This is a genomic window from Phreatobacter sp. (assembly GCF_030691135.1).
Lineage (GTDB): Bacteria > Pseudomonadota > Alphaproteobacteria > Rhizobiales > Phreatobacteraceae > Phreatobacter.
Genome location: NZ_JAUYFA010000044.1, coordinates 1 through 16,917 on the forward strand (window position 1 = coordinate 1; position 16,917 = coordinate 16,917).

Here is a 16,917-nt window from a genome sequence, read left to right on the forward strand (position 1 = left end):
GACTCAGCCGCGCGCCCAGAGCTGCGCCACGAAGGTTCCGGCCTTCTTCTCGATCGCCGCCGCAGCGTCGAGGCAGACGTCCTCGCGGTAGCGCGAGGTGATGATCTGCGCGCCGACCGGCTTGCCGTCGATGAGACCGACTGGCACGACGGCGGCCGGCAGGCCGAGCACGTTGATCGCCGACATGAAGCGCAGGTCGTTCCAGAACAGCGACCGGCCGCGCTCGGCGCTTTCCAGATCGGCGTTGTAGGACGGCGTCTGTTGCACCGACAGCGGCGACAGGATGACCGGATAGTCTTCGAGGAAAAGCATCCAGTTGCGCAAAACGCGCGAGCGGCGGGCGATGGCCTTCATGTAGCCCTCGCGGTCGAGGATCGTGCTCGACCCCTTCATGGCCTCGATGGCGGCGATGAAATCGGGGCTGCCATGCTGGCGCATGGTCGCCTCCTGCAGCACCGTCAGCTCGGTGAAGATCAGGTCGGACCAGAGTTTCCAGGTACCGTCGAGGTCGGGGAGTTCGACCTCGTTCACGTCATAGCCGGAATCGGCGAGGTGGTCGGCGGCCCTGCGGACGAGCGAGATCACCTGCGTGTCGGTCTTCATGTCGCGCGGGATCTTGGCGAAGGCCACCTTGATCGGCCCCTTGAGTTTCGGTCCCTCGAGCGGCGCCGGCACCCACCAGGGGTCGCGGGGGTCACGCTGGGCCATCACGGCGAGGCCGAGGCGCACATCGGCGACCGAACGGGCGATCGGCCCCTGGGACGACATGAACTGGGCCATGAGCGGTCGCTCGTCGCCGTTCATCTGGGTCGGGTTGAAGGCGGGGATGCGCCCCTGCGTCGGCTTGATGGTGGCGACGCCGTTGCAGAAGGCCGGCCAGCGCAGCGAACCGCCGATATCGTTGCCGTGGGCGATGGCGCCGATGCCGGCGGCGACCGCCGCGCCCGCCCCGCCCGAGGATCCGCCGCAGGTGATCGCCGGATCCCAGGGATTGCGGGTGAGGCCGTGCAGCGGGTTGTCGGTGAAGCCGCGCATGGAGAATTCGGGCGTGTTGCTGAGGCCGACGATGACGGCGCCGGCCTTGCGCAGATTGGCGGTGACGGCGGAATCGTCGGGGGCGATATTGTCCTTGAAGGCGACGACGCCGTTGGAATTGGCCTGGCCCTTGACGTCGAGATTGATCTTGATGGTGATCGGCACGCCGTGAAGCGGGCCAACCGCATCGCCCCTGGCCAGCGCCTTGTCGGCGGCCCTGGCGGTCTTGAGCGCGTCCTTCGACAGGTCGACGACGACGGCGTTGAGGGCCGGGTTGACCGCGTTCATGCGGGCGATGGACGCCTTGACGACCTCCTCCGACGACACTTTGCGGGATTTGATCGCCCTGGCGGTCTCGACCGCTCCCCACTGCCAGATCGGTGCCTTGGCCACTGTCGCTGTTCCCCTGCTGGTGACGGGTCGATGGTGCGCAAGGATCGCGGCCAAGGGAAGTGCCGCCGATGGGGGCGAGTCATGCGCGGTCCTCCCCCTCACCCGGCCTGCGGCCGACCTCTCCCCGGCGGGGAGAGGCGAAGATGCGCCCTGCGCTGTTCGGACAGCCAGGGCGAGGCGGTGGCTCAGATCCCCAACACCCCGGCAATCTCCTCCACCGCCACCATGGGGGCGAGCCGCCCTGCCGCAACCTCGGCCTCCAGCGCCGGCAGCCGCGCCTTCAGAACGGGATCGCGCTTCAGCCGCGCGGCGACGCGCTCGTGCAGCATGGTCCACATCCACTTGACGCCCTGGGCGCGGCGCTTGGCGGCGAAATCGCCGGAAGCCTCGGTCTTCGCGCGGAAGGCGCCGATCTGCTCCCAGAGCGCGTCGAGCCCCTGATTGGCGAGGCCGGAGATCAGCAGGACGGGCGGCGACCAGACGCGCGACTTCGGCGCCATGATGTGCAGGGCCGCCCGGTATTCCGCCGCCGCCGCCTTGGCGCGCAGCGCTCCGTCGCCATCAGCCTTGTTGACGGCGATGATGTCGGCGAGTTCGAGGATGCCCTTCTTGATGCCCTGCAATTCGTCGCCGGCGCCGGGCAGCATCAGCACGAGGAAGAGATCGGTCATGTCGGCGACAGCCGTCTCGGACTGGCCGACACCGACCGTCTCCACCAGGATCACGTCGAAGCCGGCGGCCTCGCAGAGCAGCATGGTCTCGCGCGTCTTGGCGGCGACGCCGCCGAGCGTGCCGGACGAGGGCGAGGGCCTGACATAGGCGTTCTCGTCGTTGACGAGGCGGGCCATGCGCGTCTTGTCGCCGAGGATCGACCCACCGGTGCGCGAGGACGAGGGATCCACCGCCAGCACCGCGACACGGTGGCCCGCCGCGGTCAGGTTGGCGCCGAACGTGTCGATCGTCGTCGACTTGCCGGCCCCGGGCACGCCGGTGATGCCGATGCGGATCGCCTGGCCCGTCTCCGGCAGCAGCAGCTGCACCAGTTGCCGCGCCACAGCCTGATGCTCGGGCTTGGTCGATTCGACCAGCGTGATGGCGCGGGCGAGCACGGCGCGGTCGCCGGCACGGAGGGCCGCGGCAAGCTCGGCGGGATCTGGAAGGGCACGCATGCCGGCGTGGTATCAAAGCCACGCCCGGGAGGCGAGCGATTCGGCGGCGGCCGACGCCTTCCTCCCGCCCCATTGCGGCCATCTGCGCTGGTTACGCGGCAGGGATCTTCCGGGGCCCTGCCCCGCCTCCGTCGCCCGCTTCGTCCTTTCCAGGCGCTGCCTGCCGCCCCATCCCCGAGCCTCGATCCGCATGCCAGAGCCGTCGACCACCCCCGTCGCCGCCCCTTTCCCCGCCTTTCGCCTCACGGCGGTCGCTCTCGCGGCGCTCGCCCTCGGCGGCTGCTTCGGCACCGGGCTGACCGGCGTCACCGGCTCCCTCGGTGCGCTGACGGCCCCTGCGGCACCGCCGACCACCACATCCGTCTTCGTCACCTCGACGCGCCCCGCCTTCACCGGCGACAGCCTCGGCGCGCCTTCGGCCGAGCGCGCGCGGTTCTACCGCCAGGTGGTGAGCATGCCACCGGGGCGGGCCACCGGCACCATTCCGCGACCCCAGATCACGCCGGAAAGCCCGCGCCGCCACGCCATGCTCACGGAACGCCAGGCTTTGGGCCAGGAGGTCTTCCGACGGCAGGTGGCCGAGGCGGTGAACGGTAAGCCCCCGGACCAGCGCGACGTGCTGGTCTATGTCCACGGCTTCAACACCGACTATGACGAGGCGGCCTTCCGGGTCGTGCAGGTCGCGGCCGACGGCGGCTTTCGCGGCACGCAGGTGCTGTTCACCTGGCCGAGCTATCGCCGTGTCCTCGCCTATGGCGGCGACCGGGAGGTCGCCACCGCGTCGCGCGATGCGCTCGACCGGCTGCTGACCGATCTCGGACGCACGCCCGGCGTCGCCCGCATTCACATTCTCGCCCATTCCATGGGCGCCTTCCTGACCATGGAGGCGCTGCGACAGGCCGCCATCGCCGGGAATGGCGACCTCGGCGGAAGGCTCGGCGAGGTGATCCTGGCGGCGCCCGACCTCGACGTGGAGGTCTTCCGCCAGCAGATGGCCCGCATCTCCCGCCCCTCGCGCATCTCGCTCTTCGTGCAATCGGACGACCGGGCGCTGGCGGTGTCGTCGACGGTCGCCTGGGATCGTCAGCGCGTCGGCGCGCTGGACGTCCGCAATGCCGAGCATCGCCGCGTCATCTCGGGGCTCGGCGTCCGGGTCTTCACCATGAGCGCGACGGGCTGGACCGACCTCGTCCGCCACGGCACCTTCGCCGAGGCGCCGGAGATCGTCCGGCTGATCGGCGGCAAGATCAGCCAGCAGCCGGTGATCGAGGATTCGCTGCCGCAGGTCGCGGAGGCCCCGCCCCTGCCCGCCGAGCTCAGGGCGCCACAGGAGCAGAGGCCGATGGCCGATCAGCCCGAGGCGGCGCGGGCGGTGACCGTCGAAACGCTGCCGGCCGCTGGCAGCGGAGCGCCGGCGCCCGTCGATTGAAGCCAGGCGCCGCTCCGGGCCGCATCAGGCCCGCGTCCCTCTCAGGAAGGGCTGTGCGGCCTGCAACGCGGTATCGCAGGTGGGCGCAACCTTGATCAGGACGGACTCGGCACTTTCATTGCCGATCCACAGGCCGAAGGCGGTCGACACCGCCCAGATCGGATCCGAGGTGACGCGGTCGACGGCGGCGGGCGCTGCCTCACGCGTGCAGGTGACGACCTGCTGGACGATGGCCGGCGGCGCCTGGGCCCTGGCCAGCTGGGCGGTGATCGCCTGCTCGATGGGCTGGAGGAGGAAGAACGAGACGAGAGACATCAGGAAACTGGTCATGGCAATGGGCTCCGGGGGGCGCGTCGGACGGCGTGGAAGCGCGGATCAGTCGGTGCAATGGGTCTGGACGAGCGCCTGGCGATGGAAGGCGGCGAGGGTCTGCCGCACCATTCTTTCGGTCATCACCATCCCCGCGCCGTCGAAGTCGCGCAGCAGCGCCGCGACGATGTCGGCGTCGCCCGGCACCTCGAAGTCAGCCCGGTGCATGCCGGCGGCGTAGGCTGCGAGATCCGCACCGGTCAGGCCGAGGAGACGGCCGGCCCAGAGCCCGGTCAGGACATTGCGCCGTGCGATGACGTGGTCGCGGGTATCGGCGTCCAGGCACCAGTCGACGCGCGGCCCGGTCTCCGCGGCGCCCGTCGGGCGTGCGGCGGGCGGCTGTCCGGTCACGCCGGGTCGCTGCCGCGTCGGCCTGGTCGCCATGGCGGTCCATGCGGCATTCGCAGTGATCCCAGCGGGACGGGGGGCAGACCGTCCGGCCCCCACGGAGGCGGCGTCGAGGGCCACGCCCGGGTGGTCGGCTGCAAAGCCATGCGGGTTGATCGCGGCTTGGCCACGCATCGGGAAATCCTTCGGGCCGGCGAACGATGTCGATGAACGGTCCGACATCGCGAGAGCGCCGGCCGGGCGCTCGCCAGAGGGGCCCGGACCACGGGACTGGCCGGAAATGGGGGTTCGCCGTGCCGGGACAAGGGCGCGCGACAAGCTGGCGCAGGCGGCCGGTGGCGCGGGCAGCGGTTCAGAACAAGACGCCGATGACGATCCGGACAGCGGCGATCAGGGCGGCGAGCGCGGTGAACAGCGCCGCGCGGGAATTCAGGATCTGCGTCCGGTTCAGCGTCGTGACGATGCGGTTCATGTCGGCCGCGTCGATCTCCTCGTTGCGGCTGATGCGGCGGACGCGCTGGCGGCTGGCGATCCACCAGAACCAGGCCGACAGGCAGGCAGCCGTGGCGATGAGGAGGTCAAGGACGACGTTGAGCGTGGGCAGCATGGGAGGACCCCGGTGGCCGCGCAGCCATGGCGGAAAACGTTCCGCCGGGCAAGACCGCGCCTGCCCGGCGGGACCGGATCAGATGGCGGCCGCCCGCCCCTGCGGGCGCTTCTTGTAGAGCCAGACGGCGAGCGGCCAGACCATGAGGCCGATGGTGATGGCGGCGAGGACCGCTGAGACCGGCCGGGCGAAGAAGGGCAGCAGCGAACCGTCGGACTTGATGAGCGAGGTGATGAAATGCTGCTCGACCATCGAGCCCATCACGATGCCGAGCACCAGGGCCGCGACCGGGAAGCCGTTTTTCTCCATCAGATAGCCGACGACCCCGAAGGCGGCGACGGTGATGACGAGGAAGAGGTTGTTGCCGGTGGCGAAGGAGCCCACCGCGCAGAGCAGTACGATGACCGGCATGATCATGTAGCGCTTGGCCCGCAGGATGAAGGTGGCGAGTCGGATCATGATAATCCCGAGCGGGATCATAATGATGTTGCCAAGCATGAAGATGATGTAGAGCGCGTACATGCTCGACGCCTTCTCGGTGAAGAGCGTCGGGCCTGGATTGAGGCCCTTCATGTAGAGAACGCCGATGGCGATGGCGGTGATGGTGTCGCCGGGAATGCCGAAGAGCAGCGAGGGCACCCAGCCCGAGGCGAGCGAGGCGTTGTTGGAGGCACCCGCCTCGATCAGCCCCTCGGGATGGCCGGTGCCGAACTTCTCCGGCGTCTTCGAGAAGCGCTTGGCCATGGCGTAGGAGACCCAGGCCGCCATGTCGGCCCCGGCGCCCGGCAGCACGCCGATGATGATGCCGACGATGTTCCCGCGCGCCTGCTGCTTGGGATATTCCTTGGTCAGCTTCCACTGGCCCGCGAGGATCGAGCCGAACTTGCGGCGCTCCAGTTGCGGCGGCTCGGGCACCGACATGGCGCGCATGACCTCGGCCACGGCGAAGCAGCCGACGAGGGCGGGGATGACCTCGATGCCGCCTAGGAGGTCGGTGGAGCCGAAGGTGAAGCGCGGGGTGCCTGCCGGGTTCTCGATGCCGACGCAGGCAATGAGCAGGCCGAGCAACATGGCGGCGATGGCCTTCACCGGCGAGGAACGCGCGACGACGGTGGCGCACATCAGGCCGAGGAAGGCGAGCCAGAAATATTCGAAGGTCGAGAAGGACAGCGCGAACTCGGCGAGCAGCGGCGCCATGATGATGAGCGACAACGTGCCGAAGACACCGCCCAGCGCCGAGAACCACAGGCAGATGCCGAGGGCCAGTTCCGGCTGGCCCTTGCGCGTCATGGCATAGGCTTCGTCCGTATAGGCCGCGGAAGCGGGCGTGCCGGGGATGCGCAGCAGGCAGCCGGGAATGTCGCCGGAAAAGATCGCCATCGCCGAAGCGGTGATGATGGTCGCGATGGCGGCGATGGGCGACAGATAAAAGGTGACCGGCACGAGCAGCGCCGTCGCCATGGTGGCCGACAGGCCGGGGAGCGAGCCGACGACGAGGCCGTAGATGGCAGAGAGCAGGATGGCGATGAGCACATCGGGTGCCAGAACCATCTGCCAGGCTTCGATAAAGGTGCTCATGGCGGCCTACCAGGGCATGGGGAGAAGGCCGGGCGGCAAGGGCACGCGCAGCAGCTTGGCAAAGACGAGATGGACCGCAGGCGGCGCGCAGAGGGCGAGGATCAAGGCCGAGCGCCATGTGCCGCCGAGCGCGAAGCAGGTGGCGGCGACCATGACGGCGGCGGTCGGGATGAAGCCGAGATGATCGACGGTAAAGGCATAGAAAAGCAACAGCAGCGGCGGCACGACGGTCTTCAGGGCGGCATGCGGAACGGGCGCCTCCTGACCAGCGGGCACGTGGCTGCCGTCCTCGGCCGCGACAACCTGTTCCGGCTCCTCGAAGGACGACCCGACCCCGATGGCGATCGCGATGCCGCAGAGCACCAGGCCAATGCCGATGACCATGGGGAAAACGTTGGGGCCGACCTGCTGGCCGGGCACGGGAGGCAGGAGCGAGCCGCCATAGGCGGCGGCGGCTCCCAGCACGGCCAGGCCGATGCCGGTGAGGCGGTTGGATATCTGCATGGGGTCACCTGGAGGGCGAGGACCCGCGGCAGGCCGCGGGTCCTGCGGATGGGCGGTGTCAGGCCTGCCGGGCGAGACCCGCGGCCTTCATGGCGACACCCATGGCGGCGTCGCCCTCGGCCATGAATTTGGCGAAGCCGGCACCGTCCGCCCACTTCACACCGAAGCCGCGAGCCGCCATGAAATCAGTGAATTCCTTGGACTCGTTGATCTTCTTGAGCACGGTGGTGAAGCGCTCGGCGATCGGGGCCGGCAGGTTCTTCGGCGCTGCGATGCCGCGCCAGGCGCCGACGGAATAGTCGACGCCGATCGCTTCCTTCAGCGTCGGAACGTTGGGGAACTGCGGGTTCCGCGCCGATGCCATGATGGCAAGGGACCTGGCGCGGCCAGCGTCGAGCATGGCCTTGGCCTCGGGCACCGAACAGGTGACGATGTCGATGCCGCCGGCGGCGAGATCCTGCATGGCCGGAGCGGCGCCGTTCGAGGGCACCCACGGCACGGCGCTCGGCGGCAGGCCCATGGCGCCGAGCCAACCGACGAGGGCAAGGTGCCAGATGCCGCCCTGGCCGGTGCCGGAGGCCTTGAGCCTGCCGGGATTGGCCCGGATCGCGTCGGCAAGGGACTTGAGGTCGGTATAGGGGCTGGAGGCGGACACCTGCACGCCCGGCGGGTCCTCGTTCATTAGCGCCAGCGGGGTGTAGCTGTCGTGCTTCAGCTGGGTGAGGCCCTGCCAGTGCATCATGGTGATTTCCACCGTGATCATGCCGATCGTGTAGCCGTCGGCCGCACCGGTCGCGATGGCCGAATGGCCGACGACGCCGGAGCCGCCGGTGCGGTTCACGACGTTCACCGGCTGGCCGAACTCGCGCTCCATGATGGAGCCGACGATGCGGGCGGTGGCGTCCGTACCGCCGCCGGCGCCCCAGGGCACGACAAGCGTGATGGGACGGACCGGAAAGGTCTGGGCGATGGCCGGTGAGGCAAGCTGCGAGGCGAGGCCGAGGCCGGCTGCGCCGGCCATGAGGTGACGACGGCTGAGTTCAGTCATGGTGATCCTCCCTTGATCGATCGGCCGGTTGATCCGGCTCGTATCTGGTATGTCAGGCTGCACCGGAATGGAGGGCGTTTCAACCGTTTCGAACGGTGGTGCGATGGTGCGCACAGGAGGGTTGCGGAGCGTGATGGCGGACAGGAGCTCGCGCCACCATTGAAGCGCGAGACGTAACGCGTTACACTTTCGGTACGAGCCGAGGAGCATGCAATGGCCGGAACGGCGGAACGGATGAAGGCTCTCCGCGAGCGACGCAAGGCTGCTGGGCTGCGTGAAGTGCGGCTCGTCCTGCCAGACGCGCGCCTTGAAGTGACGCGGCGCCGCATCTCCGAGCAGGTGGCCCGCCTCGACCCTGTGGCGGAAGAGGATGCAATGCGCTGGATCGAGTCGGTCTCGGAGTTTGACGAGCCCAAGTGAGCGAGGCACTTCGCCTGAGTCGCGGAGACGTCGTGCTGGTTGCGGCTAGCGGCGATTATGGCAAGCCGAGGCCTGCTGTAGTCGTTCAAACGGACGCGATGCCTCTGGCACATCCATCGGTCGTGGTGTGCCAGATGACCTCGGATCTGGCCGATGCGGGGGACTTCCGTGTCAACATTCAGCCATCGCCAGCGAATGGACTGCGCTTACTGTCCCAGGTGATGGCCGACAAGCCGGTCACCATCAGGCGAGAGAAGATCGTGACCGTCATCGGCAAGTTGGACGATGCCGACACGGGGCGGGTCGGGACCGCCCTCGCTTTCGTTCTCGGTTACGGAGACTGACCCCCTACTCCGCCGCCTGCACGTAGCCGAGCCTGGCGTTGAGCTTGTCCATCAGGTCGATGGCCGCATCGGCAATGGGCGTGCCCGGCGGGAAGATGGAGGCGGCGCCGGCGGCGTAGAGCGCGTCGAAATCCTGTGGCGGGATGACGCCGCCCACCACGATCATGATGTCGTCGCGGCCCTGCTTCTCGAGTTCCGCCCGCAGCTCCGGCACCAGCGTCAGGTGGCCGGCGGCGAGCGAGGAGACGCCGACGCAGTGGACGTCGTTCTCGATCGCCTGCTTGGCGGCTTCCGCCGGGGTGGCGAAGAGCGGCCCGATGTCGACGTCGAAGCCGAGATCGGCGAAGGCGGAGGCGATGACCTTCTGGCCGCGGTCGTGGCCGTCCTGGCCGACCTTGGCGACGAGGATGCGCGGCCGCCGGCCCTCGTTCTCGGCGAAGGCCTCGACCAGCGCCTGGACCTTTGAGATGTTCTCGTTCATCGCGCCGACCTCGCGCTTGTAGACACCGGAAATGGCTTTGATCTCGGCCTTGTGGCGACCGAACACCTTCTCCATCGCATCCGACATCTCGCCGACGGTGGCCTTGGCGCGGGCGGCGGCGATGGCGAGCGCCAGGAGATTGCCGTTGCCTGCGGCGGCAGCCGTCAGGGCATCGAGGGCGGCCTGCACCACGGCCGCATTGCGCTCGGCGCGCAGGCGCTTCAGCTTGTCGATCTGGCTGGCGCGCACGGCGGAATTGTCGACCTTGAGCACGTCGATGGGCTTCTCGCCGTCGGGGCGGAACTTGTTGACGCCGATCACCGACTGCACGCCGGAATCGATGCGCGCCTGGGTCTTGGCGGCGGCCTCCTCGATCCGGAGCTTGGGGATGCCGGCGTCGATGGCCTTGGCCATGCCGCCGAGGGCCTCGACCTCCTGGATATGCTCCCACGCCTTGGCGGCGAGATCGGCGGTCAGGCGCTCGACATAGAGCGAGCCGCCCCAGGGATCGATGATGCGCGTCGTGCCGCTCTCCTGCTGCAGGAAGAGCTGGGTGTTGCGGGCGATGCGGGCGGAAAAGTCGGTGGGCAGGGCCAGAGCCTCGTCGAGGGCGTTGGTGTGCAGCGACTGGGTGTGGCCCTGCGTCGCCGCCATGGCCTCGATCTGGGTGCGCACGACATTGTTGAACACGTCCTGCGCGGTCAGCGACCAGCCGGAGGTCTGGCTGTGGGTGCGCAGGGCCAGCGACTTGTCGCTCTTCGGGTCGAACTGCCTGACGAGCTTGGCCCAGAGGAGGCGCGCGGCGCGCAGCTTCGCCACCTCCATGAAGAAGTTCATGCCGATGGCCCAGAAGAACGACAGCCGCGGCGCGAACTGGTCCACCGTCATGCCGGCGGCGATGCCGGCGCGGATATACTCGACGCCGTCGGCCAGCGTATAGGCGAGTTCCAGGTCCTGCGTCGCCCCGGCCTCCTGCATGTGATAGCCGGAGATCGAAATGGAATTGTATTTCGGCATCTCCTTCGCCGTGTGGGCGAAGATGTCGGAGATGATCCGCATCGAGGGCCTGGGCGGATAGATATAGGTGTTGCGGACCATGAACTCCTTGAGGATGTCGTTCTGGATGGTCCCGGAAAGCTTCGATGGCGGCACGCCCTGCTCTTCCGCAGCGGCGATGTAGAGCGCCAGGATCGGCAGCACCGCGCCGTTCATCGTCATCGACACGCTCATCTGGTCGAGCGGGATGCCGGAGAACAGCGTGCGCATGTCGTAGATGCTGTCGATGGCGACGCCCGCCATGCCGACATCGCCGGAGACGCGGGGATGATCCGAGTCATAGCCGCGATGGGTGGCGAGGTCGAAGGCGACCGACAGGCCCTTCTGGCCCGCCGCGAGATTGCGCCGGTAGAAGGCGTTGGAATCCTCGGCCGTGGAGAAGCCGGCATATTGCCGGATGGTCCAGGGCTGGTTGACGTACATGGTGGGATAGGGGCCGCGCAGGAACGGCTTGATGCCCGGCCAGGTGTCAAGGAAGTCGATGCCGGCGAGGTCGGCCTCGCTATGGACCGGGCGCACCGCGATCTCCTCCGGCGTCAGCCAGATGGCGCCGCCGCTCGCGACGGGCGCGGCCTCGGCAAAGCCGATGGTGGTGAAGTCGGGGATGCGGGTCATGGCCGTCTCCTCACGCATCCAGCGCCGCGTGGGCGCGGTTCAGGAAGTCTAGCACGTCGCCTCCGGCGAAGACGAACCCGTCGACGCCCGCCGCCTTGAGCGTGTCCTCGATGTCGCCTGGACGGCCAGCCAGCCAGAGCTGCTTCGCGCCGGCCGCCTTCAGCGCCTCGGCGACATGGGCCGCCTGGCTCGCATTGAGTTCGTCCGACGAGCAGAGACAGGCGATCGTCGCGCCGCTCGCGGTGAAAGCCTCGGCCAGGGCCGCTCCATCGGCGAAAGGCTCGGGGATCGGCGCGTCGAAGCCGCCGGCCTCGAAGAGGTTGCGGGCGAAGGCGGCGCGTGCCGTGAAGGCGGCGACGGGCCCGATGACCGCGAGGAAGACCTTCGGCCGCGTGCCGCTCTCCGCGGCGATGGCATCGAGGTGGGCGCGCAGGACCTCGAAGGGCGCTGCGAGGCGGATCGGCGCCATCCTGTCGACGAAGACCGTGTCGCTCTTCGCCCGCGACAGCGCCGCGCGGATGGCCCCACCGGCGAAGGCATTGACTTGCGCCGCGAAGCGCTCGCCGTGGCCGGCCTCGGGAAGGTCGATGGGGGCGGCACCGCGCTGCGTCTCGCGCGCCGGCGGGCTCAGGACCTCCGGCACGGCCTCGTGCACGTTCGGGAATTCGGACGCACCGGTGAGCGGTTCGCGGCGCCTGGCGATAGCGGCGGCCCGCGCGGTCCGAACTTCTCCGACCGCCGCCTGGATGCTGCCCGCCGAGAGCGCCGCGACGATGCCGCCGGCCATCTCCCAGTCCTGGAACAGGGTCCAGGCGCGCTGGCACAGTTCGTCGGTCAGCGCCTCGATCCCGCCGGCGCCGGCCGCGGCATCGGCGACGCGATGCAGATTGGACTCCTCGATGAGGATCAGCTGGGTGTTGCGGGCGATGCGGCGGGCGAAGCCGTCCGGCAGGCCGATGGCGGCCGTCCAGGGTTCGACCATGACATGATCGGCACCGCCGATGCCCGCGGCGAAGACCGCCGTCGTCGTGCGCAGCCAGTTCACCGCCGGATCGACCCTGGTCACCATGCGCCAGGCCGTTTCGGCATGGAGGTCGAGATGGGAGGGGGCCAGCCCGGAGGCCGTCTCCAGCCGCGCCCAGAGCTTGCGCATGGCGCGCATCTTGGCGGTGGAGAGGAACTGGTCGGCATCGGCTGACAGAACGACGGAGATGGCCTGCAGGGCTTCGGCGAGCGGCAGGCCGGCCGCCTCCAGCATGCGCCAGTACTGGACGGCGGTGCCGAGGGCATAGGCGAGTTCCTGGGCCTCCGCCCCCCCGGCATCGTGGATGACGCGGCCGTCGGCCACCAGCTGCGTGCCGGCAAAGCAGCGGGCGCGCAGGCCGAGCACGGCATCGCTCGCCTTGGCGGCGGCGCCTTCCCAGCTCTCCAGCGTGCCGCGGCGGGCGAAGGCACCGATCGGGTCGATGCCGAAGGCGATGGAGAGGCTCTTCGGGTCGCGCCCGTCGCGCTCCACCTTCGCAGCGATCATCGCCGCGACATGGCCGGCCGAGGTTCCCGCGTCGATACGGACGGGAATCAGGTCGAGCATGACGCCGGCGAGCAGTGCATCCAGATCGGCGAGGCCGTCGATCAACATGGCATCGCCGCGCCGGTCGCCGATGGCGCCGCGCGTCACCACGACGAGGCCGGAGGCGCCCCCCGCGAGGTCTTCCAGCGCCTGCACATTGGCGACCGCGGGATCGGGATGGTCGGCACGCTGGGCGATCGTCCAGGGGATGCCCGGCTCCCGGCCGGCGAGCGGCGCCGCGCCGGCCTTGCGCGGATAGAGCGGCTGGATGGGGATCCCGTCGGCGGTGCGGCCGACCAGGACCTTGTCGAAGGGCTTGCCCTTGAGCACCGCTTCGACCGCCGCGCGCCATTGTGCCTCCGTGGCGGGCGGAAACTCGGCGGCGAGCACGAGCGGGGCGGCGGGCGGGATCGTTGCTGTCGTCATGGAGCTTCGATGCCACGAAGGCGCGTCCGCTGGAAGGCGTCCTTTGGGCGGAGCGACGATGGAAAGCCCCGACCAGGCGATCCTGCGCTCACCCGGCGACCGTTCCGATGCGCGGGGTTTACCCGGAATTAACCATGATCGCCGCAGAACTGAAGGCGAACCAACAGGCTCGAGCGGGGTTTGCATGAAGGTCGTGATCCTGGCCGGCGGCGGCGGCACACGCATGTCGGCCGACGGGGACCTCGCGCCGAAGCCGATGCTCGATATCGGCGGCCGTCCCATTCTCTGGCACATCATGCGGTCCTTCTGCCTGCAGGGCTTCGACGATTTCGTCGTCGCGGCGGGCCAGCAGAGCGAGAAGATCAAGCGCTTCTTCCTCGATGAGGTGGACACGGCCGGCGACATCGCCATCGATGCCGGACGCCGGGAGATCGCCCGGACCGGCGGCTCGGACGACCACTGGCGGGTGAGGATCGTCGATACCGGCCTGCATACCGAGACCGGGGAGCGGGTGATGCGCCTGCGCGACCTCCTCGGTCGCGAGCCGTTCATCGTCACCTATGGCGACAGCGTCTCGGACGTGGACGTCCAGGCCGTCGTCGAGCAGCATCGCCGCCGCGGCCATCTGGTCACCGTCACGGCCGTCCGGCCACCCTCCCGCTTCGGCGGCATCCGCTTCGATGGCGACAAGGTCGCAGGCTTCGTCGAAAAGCCGCAGATCGGCGAGGGATGGATCAATGGCGGCTTTGCCGTCTTCGATCCCGCCGTCTTCGATCATCCGGCCCTCGCCGCCCGCGGCGCGACGCTCAACGGCCTGTTCGAGACCCTGGCCAACGAGCGCCGGCTCGGCGCCTACCGGCACGAAGGCTTCTGGCTCGCCGCCGACACGCTTCGCGCCTTGAAGCTGCTCGAAGGCCTCTGGGACAGCGGCGAGGCGCCCTGGATCCGGCCGGCCATGGCGCCGGCGGCCGCCGCGCACGGGAGCGCATGATGAAGGTCGTCGACTGCCCCCGCACGCGCCTCTACGACGTCGTCGCGAGCGCCTTCTCGGCCTCGGGCCGCCAGCCGGCCATGATCGAGCTCGGCGTCCACAAGGGCGACAATGCCACGCGGCTGATGGAGGTGCTGAAGGTGCGCCATGCCGTGCTGGTCGACGCCTGGAGCGCCGATGCGCTGAAGACCTACTCGCCTTTCGACAAGCTGCCGCCCTGGACGCTGCCGCTGACCGCCTTCGAGCGCTATTTCGGCGGAAGCCTCTCGGATCAGGCGACCTTCGATCGCACCTACGAAGTCGCCCGCCAGCGCTTCGAGGGGCGGCAGGACGTGGAGATCATCCGTGACGACACGGTGTCGGCCTTCGCCCGCATCCGCGACCGGCATGGCGACGGCGCCTTCGACTTCATCTACGTCGACGCCAACCACCAGTATGAATATGTGCTGCGCGACCTCCTCTACTACCAGCACCTGCTGGCCGAGGGCGGCATCATGATGCTGAACGACTGCTGCCACAGCCAGAAGGGCATGAACCAGAATCTCGGCGTGCTCGAAGCGGTCGGCAATTTCATGAAGCGTGCGGACTTCGTGCCCGTCGCGCTGACCAGCACCGACATGAGCGACCTCGTCATCGCCCGCCGCGGATCCGCCATGGTGAAGGCGCTCGACAAGGCGCTCGACGCGACCGACATCTCCTTCGTCGAGGTCATGCCGCAGATGCTGCCCGCCGCGCATATCCGCGTCAGCCCGCAGGGGCGCGCGCGCGTCAGCTTCGCCTAGGAACGATCCAGGAGGCGGGTGACGCCGGCTGCATCCATGCGCGCGGCGCGATCGGCGACGCTGATGCCGCCGACGATCCAGTCCGGCGCGATTTCGGCCAGCGGCACCAGGACGAAGGCGCGGTCCGCCATGCGCGGATGCGGCAGGTGCAGGTCCGGCTCGTCGAGGACCATTTCATCATAGGCGAGGATGTCGATATCGACCGGACGCGGGCCCCAGCGCTGCCCGGACGCGCGGTCGCGGCCGAGGGATGCCTCCACCGCCAGCGCCCGCTTCAGAAGATCGCGCGGCGCGAGATCGGTCGCGACCTTCAGGCAGAGGTTGACGAAGGCCGGCTGATCGGTGACGCCCCAGGGCGGCGTCTCGTAGTCGGCGGAACGGGCGACGAGCCGCACCGCCGCGCCGTCGCAGAAGGCCGCGACGGCGCGATCGAGCGTCACCCGGACATCGCCGACATTGCCGCCGAGGCCGATCAGAGCCTCGGGCATCAGGCAGGACGCCGGCGTGTCATCACCACGCCGACATCGTCGAAGATGGCGGCGATCGGCGCATGCGGCTTGTGGACGGTGACCGTGACACCGGCGATCGGCGGGAAGGCCGCCAGAACCGCATCGGCGACCGCACCGGCCGCGGCCTCGAGCAGCTTGAAATTGCGCGCCTTGAAGGTGCGGACGGTGACGGCGGCGACATCGGCATAGGAGACGGTGTCGGCGAGATGGTCGCTCGCCGCCGCGGCCGACAGGTCGAGCGCCAGGTCGAGATCGATGACGAAGCGCTGGCCGACCTCGCTCTCGTGCGACAGCAGGCCGTGATGGGCATGGACGAGAAGGCCGTTCAGAAAGATGCGGTCGTTCATGCGGCGTTCCTGATGGCGGCCGCCACCTTCAGCGCCTGCACCGTCTCGCGGACGTCGTGGGCACGGATGATGGCGGCTCCCGCCTGCATGGCGAGAAGATGGGCGGCAAGGGACCCGCCGATGCGTTCGTCGACGCGGGACGGGTCGATGAGGTCGATGAAGCGCTTGCGCGAGGCGCCGACCAGCATGGGCAGGCCGAGGGCCCTCAGCCGGTCGAGCTTGGCAAGGGTCTCGATGCTCTGCGGCGGCGTCTTGCCGAAACCGATGCCGGGATCGACGGCGATGCGGTCGCGGGCGATGCCCGCGGTCTCGGCGATGGCGACCGAGCGGGCGAGGAAGGCGAGGACGTCGGCGATGATGTCGAGATCGGGATCGGCGCCGTCGCGGTTGTGCATCACGATGACCGGGACGCCGCGCGCGGCCACCAGCGGCGCCATGGCGGGGTCGCGCTGCAGGCCCCAGACGTCATTGACGATGACTGCGCCCTGATCGAGCGCCCAGCGGGCGACATCGGCCTTGATCGTGTCGATGGACACCGGCAGGCCGAGCCTGACGACCTGCGGCAGCACCGGAGCGAGCCGGGCGATCTCGGCGTCGCGGTCGACGGGCAGCGCGTCGCCATAGGGCCGGGTGGATTCGGCGCCGATGTCGAGGATGTCGGCGCCATCGGACGCCATGCGCTCGGCATGACGGATGGCGACCAGCGGGTCGAAGAACCGTCCGGCGTCGGAGAAGGAATCCGGTGTGATGTTGAGCACGCCCATGACCGCCGGGCGGTCGGCCCTGAGGAAACGGCCGAGCGGCCCGCCGGGCGGGATGGGTTCGAAGGGGTGCGATGGCGCCATGGCGTCCGCCTTGGACGCCAAGCCCCCCGCCCTGTCAATACCGGGCGGGGT

General features: G+C 69.2%; 18 protein-coding genes. 5 read left to right on the forward strand and 13 right to left on the reverse strand.

Going from position 1 to position 16,917, the window contains the following annotated elements; all coding sequences use genetic code 11:
• Positions 1-3: 3 nt before the first annotated feature.
• Together Q8O26_RS07645 and meaB are read right to left on the reverse strand one after the other, a co-directional pair.
• The gene (locus Q8O26_RS07645; RefSeq protein ID WP_371134486.1) at positions 4-1,482 is read right to left on the reverse strand and encodes an amidase family protein; all 1,479 of its coding nucleotides are present in this window, start codon (positions 1,480-1,482) and stop codon (positions 4-6) included.
• Positions 1,483-1,613: 131 nt separating this feature from the next.
• Positions 1,614-2,597, reverse strand: a complete 984-nt coding sequence (gene meaB / locus Q8O26_RS07650; protein ID WP_305574911.1) for a methylmalonyl Co-A mutase-associated GTPase MeaB — start codon at positions 2,595-2,597, stop codon at positions 1,614-1,616.
• A gap of 190 nt (positions 2,598-2,787) precedes the next feature.
• Between meaB and Q8O26_RS07655 the strand changes: the two genes are divergently transcribed.
• A complete protein-coding gene (locus Q8O26_RS07655) occupies positions 2,788-4,026 on the forward strand; it encodes an alpha/beta hydrolase (protein ID WP_305574912.1) in 1,239 nt (412 codons plus the stop codon).
• Between the two features lie 24 nt (positions 4,027-4,050).
• Here the strand turns inward: Q8O26_RS07655 and Q8O26_RS07660 are convergent, their stop codons facing one another.
• The 6 genes from Q8O26_RS07660 to Q8O26_RS07685 form a co-directional block, all read right to left on the reverse strand.
• Positions 4,051-4,356 (reverse strand): hypothetical protein, encoded by a 306-nt coding sequence (locus Q8O26_RS07660; protein WP_305574913.1) that lies wholly within the window; start codon positions 4,354-4,356, stop codon positions 4,051-4,053.
• 45 nt (positions 4,357-4,401) lie between these two features.
• Positions 4,402-4,779: an ATPase inhibitor subunit zeta gene (locus Q8O26_RS07665; RefSeq protein ID WP_305574914.1), complete on the reverse strand. Its 378-nt coding sequence runs from the start codon at positions 4,777-4,779 to the stop codon at positions 4,402-4,404.
• Between the two features lie 316 nt (positions 4,780-5,095).
• The gene (locus Q8O26_RS07670; protein WP_305574915.1) at positions 5,096-5,350 is read right to left on the reverse strand and encodes a hypothetical protein; all 255 of its coding nucleotides are present in this window, start codon (positions 5,348-5,350) and stop codon (positions 5,096-5,098) included.
• Between the two features lie 78 nt (positions 5,351-5,428).
• Positions 5,429-6,928 (reverse strand): tripartite tricarboxylate transporter permease, encoded by a 1,500-nt coding sequence (locus tag Q8O26_RS07675; RefSeq protein WP_305574916.1) that lies wholly within the window; start codon positions 6,926-6,928, stop codon positions 5,429-5,431.
• Between the two features lie 6 nt (positions 6,929-6,934).
• Complete coding sequence (locus Q8O26_RS07680) at positions 6,935-7,432, reverse strand: tripartite tricarboxylate transporter TctB family protein (protein ID WP_305574917.1); 498 nt, start codon at positions 7,430-7,432, stop codon at positions 6,935-6,937.
• Between the two features lie 58 nt (positions 7,433-7,490).
• The gene (locus tag Q8O26_RS07685; protein WP_305574918.1) at positions 7,491-8,480 is read right to left on the reverse strand and encodes a tripartite tricarboxylate transporter substrate binding protein; all 990 of its coding nucleotides are present in this window, start codon (positions 8,478-8,480) and stop codon (positions 7,491-7,493) included.
• A 213-nt stretch (positions 8,481-8,693) separates the two neighbouring features.
• Here Q8O26_RS07685 and Q8O26_RS07690 point away from each other — a divergent pair, with 213 nt between their 5' ends.
• Positions 8,694-8,900, forward strand: coding sequence for an antitoxin MazE-like protein (locus Q8O26_RS07690; protein WP_305574919.1), 207 nt, complete (start codon positions 8,694-8,696; stop codon positions 8,898-8,900).
• 32 nt (positions 8,901-8,932) lie between these two features.
• Positions 8,933-9,244: a type II toxin-antitoxin system PemK/MazF family toxin gene (locus Q8O26_RS07695; RefSeq protein WP_371134487.1), complete on the forward strand. Its 312-nt coding sequence runs from the start codon at positions 8,933-8,935 to the stop codon at positions 9,242-9,244.
• A gap of 4 nt (positions 9,245-9,248) precedes the next feature.
• Here the strand turns inward: Q8O26_RS07695 and scpA are convergent, their stop codons facing one another.
• Positions 9,249-11,396, reverse strand: a complete 2,148-nt coding sequence (scpA, locus tag Q8O26_RS07700) for a methylmalonyl-CoA mutase (protein ID WP_305574920.1) — start codon at positions 11,394-11,396, stop codon at positions 9,249-9,251.
• A 10-nt stretch (positions 11,397-11,406) separates the two neighbouring features.
• Positions 11,407-13,392, reverse strand: a complete 1,986-nt coding sequence (locus tag Q8O26_RS07705; RefSeq protein WP_305574921.1) for a methylmalonyl-CoA mutase family protein — start codon at positions 13,390-13,392, stop codon at positions 11,407-11,409.
• Between the two features lie 184 nt (positions 13,393-13,576).
• Here Q8O26_RS07705 and Q8O26_RS07710 point away from each other — a divergent pair, with 184 nt between their 5' ends.
• Together Q8O26_RS07710 and Q8O26_RS07715 are read left to right on the forward strand one after the other, a co-directional pair.
• Positions 13,577-14,383: a sugar phosphate nucleotidyltransferase gene (locus tag Q8O26_RS07710; RefSeq protein ID WP_305574922.1), complete on the forward strand. Its 807-nt coding sequence runs from the start codon at positions 13,577-13,579 to the stop codon at positions 14,381-14,383.
• Complete coding sequence (locus Q8O26_RS07715; RefSeq protein ID WP_305574923.1) at positions 14,383-15,165, forward strand: class I SAM-dependent methyltransferase; 783 nt, start codon at positions 14,383-14,385, stop codon at positions 15,163-15,165. Before Q8O26_RS07710 ends, Q8O26_RS07715 begins: the two co-directional genes overlap by 1 nt.
• Here Q8O26_RS07715 and folK read toward each other — a convergent pair.
• The 3 genes from folK to folP are packed head-to-tail and all read right to left on the reverse strand — an operon-like array spanning position 15,162 to position 16,866.
• Positions 15,162-15,653 carry a 2-amino-4-hydroxy-6-hydroxymethyldihydropteridine diphosphokinase gene (gene folK / locus Q8O26_RS07720; RefSeq protein WP_305574924.1) on the reverse strand — a complete coding sequence of 164 codons (492 nt, stop codon included), beginning with the start codon at positions 15,651-15,653 and terminating at the stop codon, positions 15,162-15,164. The genes Q8O26_RS07715 and folK overlap by 4 nt on opposite strands.
• Positions 15,653-16,021 (reverse strand): dihydroneopterin aldolase, encoded by a 369-nt coding sequence (gene folB / locus Q8O26_RS07725; protein WP_305574925.1) that lies wholly within the window; start codon positions 16,019-16,021, stop codon positions 15,653-15,655. The genes folK and folB overlap by 1 nt, the downstream gene beginning before the upstream one ends.
• Positions 16,018-16,866: a dihydropteroate synthase gene (gene folP / locus Q8O26_RS07730; RefSeq protein ID WP_371134489.1), complete on the reverse strand. Its 849-nt coding sequence runs from the start codon at positions 16,864-16,866 to the stop codon at positions 16,018-16,020. The genes folB and folP overlap by 4 nt, the downstream gene beginning before the upstream one ends.
• Positions 16,867-16,917: the final 51 nt, after the last annotated feature.

Bases quoted from the DNA above. Each gene is read 5' to 3' on its own strand.
- meaB (WP_305574911.1), bottom strand. From the start codon at position 2,597: ATGCGTGCCCTTCCAGATCCCGCCGAGCTTGCCGCGGCCCTCCGTGCC.
- Q8O26_RS07655 (WP_305574912.1), top strand. From the start codon at position 2,788: ATGCCAGAGCCGTCGACCACCCCCGTCGCCGCCCCTTTCCCCGCCTTT.
- Q8O26_RS07660 (WP_305574913.1), bottom strand. From the start codon at position 4,356: ATGACCAGTTTCCTGATGTCTCTCGTCTCGTTCTTCCTCCTCCAGCCC.
- Q8O26_RS07665 (WP_305574914.1), bottom strand. From the start codon at position 4,779: ATGGCGACCAGGCCGACGCGGCAGCGACCCGGCGTGACCGGACAGCCG.
- Q8O26_RS07670 (WP_305574915.1), bottom strand. From the start codon at position 5,350: ATGCTGCCCACGCTCAACGTCGTCCTTGACCTCCTCATCGCCACGGCT.
- Q8O26_RS07675 (WP_305574916.1), bottom strand. From the start codon at position 6,928: ATGAGCACCTTTATCGAAGCCTGGCAGATGGTTCTGGCACCCGATGTG.
- Q8O26_RS07680 (WP_305574917.1), bottom strand. From the start codon at position 7,432: ATGCAGATATCCAACCGCCTCACCGGCATCGGCCTGGCCGTGCTGGGA.
- Q8O26_RS07685 (WP_305574918.1), bottom strand. From the start codon at position 8,480: ATGACTGAACTCAGCCGTCGTCACCTCATGGCCGGCGCAGCCGGCCTC.
- Q8O26_RS07690 (WP_305574919.1), top strand. From the start codon at position 8,694: ATGGCCGGAACGGCGGAACGGATGAAGGCTCTCCGCGAGCGACGCAAG.
- scpA (WP_305574920.1), bottom strand. From the start codon at position 11,396: ATGACCCGCATCCCCGACTTCACCACCATCGGCTTTGCCGAGGCCGCG.
- Q8O26_RS07705 (WP_305574921.1), bottom strand. From the start codon at position 13,392: ATGACGACAGCAACGATCCCGCCCGCCGCCCCGCTCGTGCTCGCCGCC.
- Q8O26_RS07710 (WP_305574922.1), top strand. From the start codon at position 13,577: ATGAAGGTCGTGATCCTGGCCGGCGGCGGCGGCACACGCATGTCGGCC.
- Q8O26_RS07715 (WP_305574923.1), top strand. From the start codon at position 14,383: ATGAAGGTCGTCGACTGCCCCCGCACGCGCCTCTACGACGTCGTCGCG.
- folK (WP_305574924.1), bottom strand. From the start codon at position 15,653: ATGCCCGAGGCTCTGATCGGCCTCGGCGGCAATGTCGGCGATGTCCGG.
- folB (WP_305574925.1), bottom strand. From the start codon at position 16,021: ATGAACGACCGCATCTTTCTGAACGGCCTTCTCGTCCATGCCCATCAC.
- folP (WP_371134489.1), bottom strand. From the start codon at position 16,866: ATGGCGCCATCGCACCCCTTCGAACCCATCCCGCCCGGCGGGCCGCTC.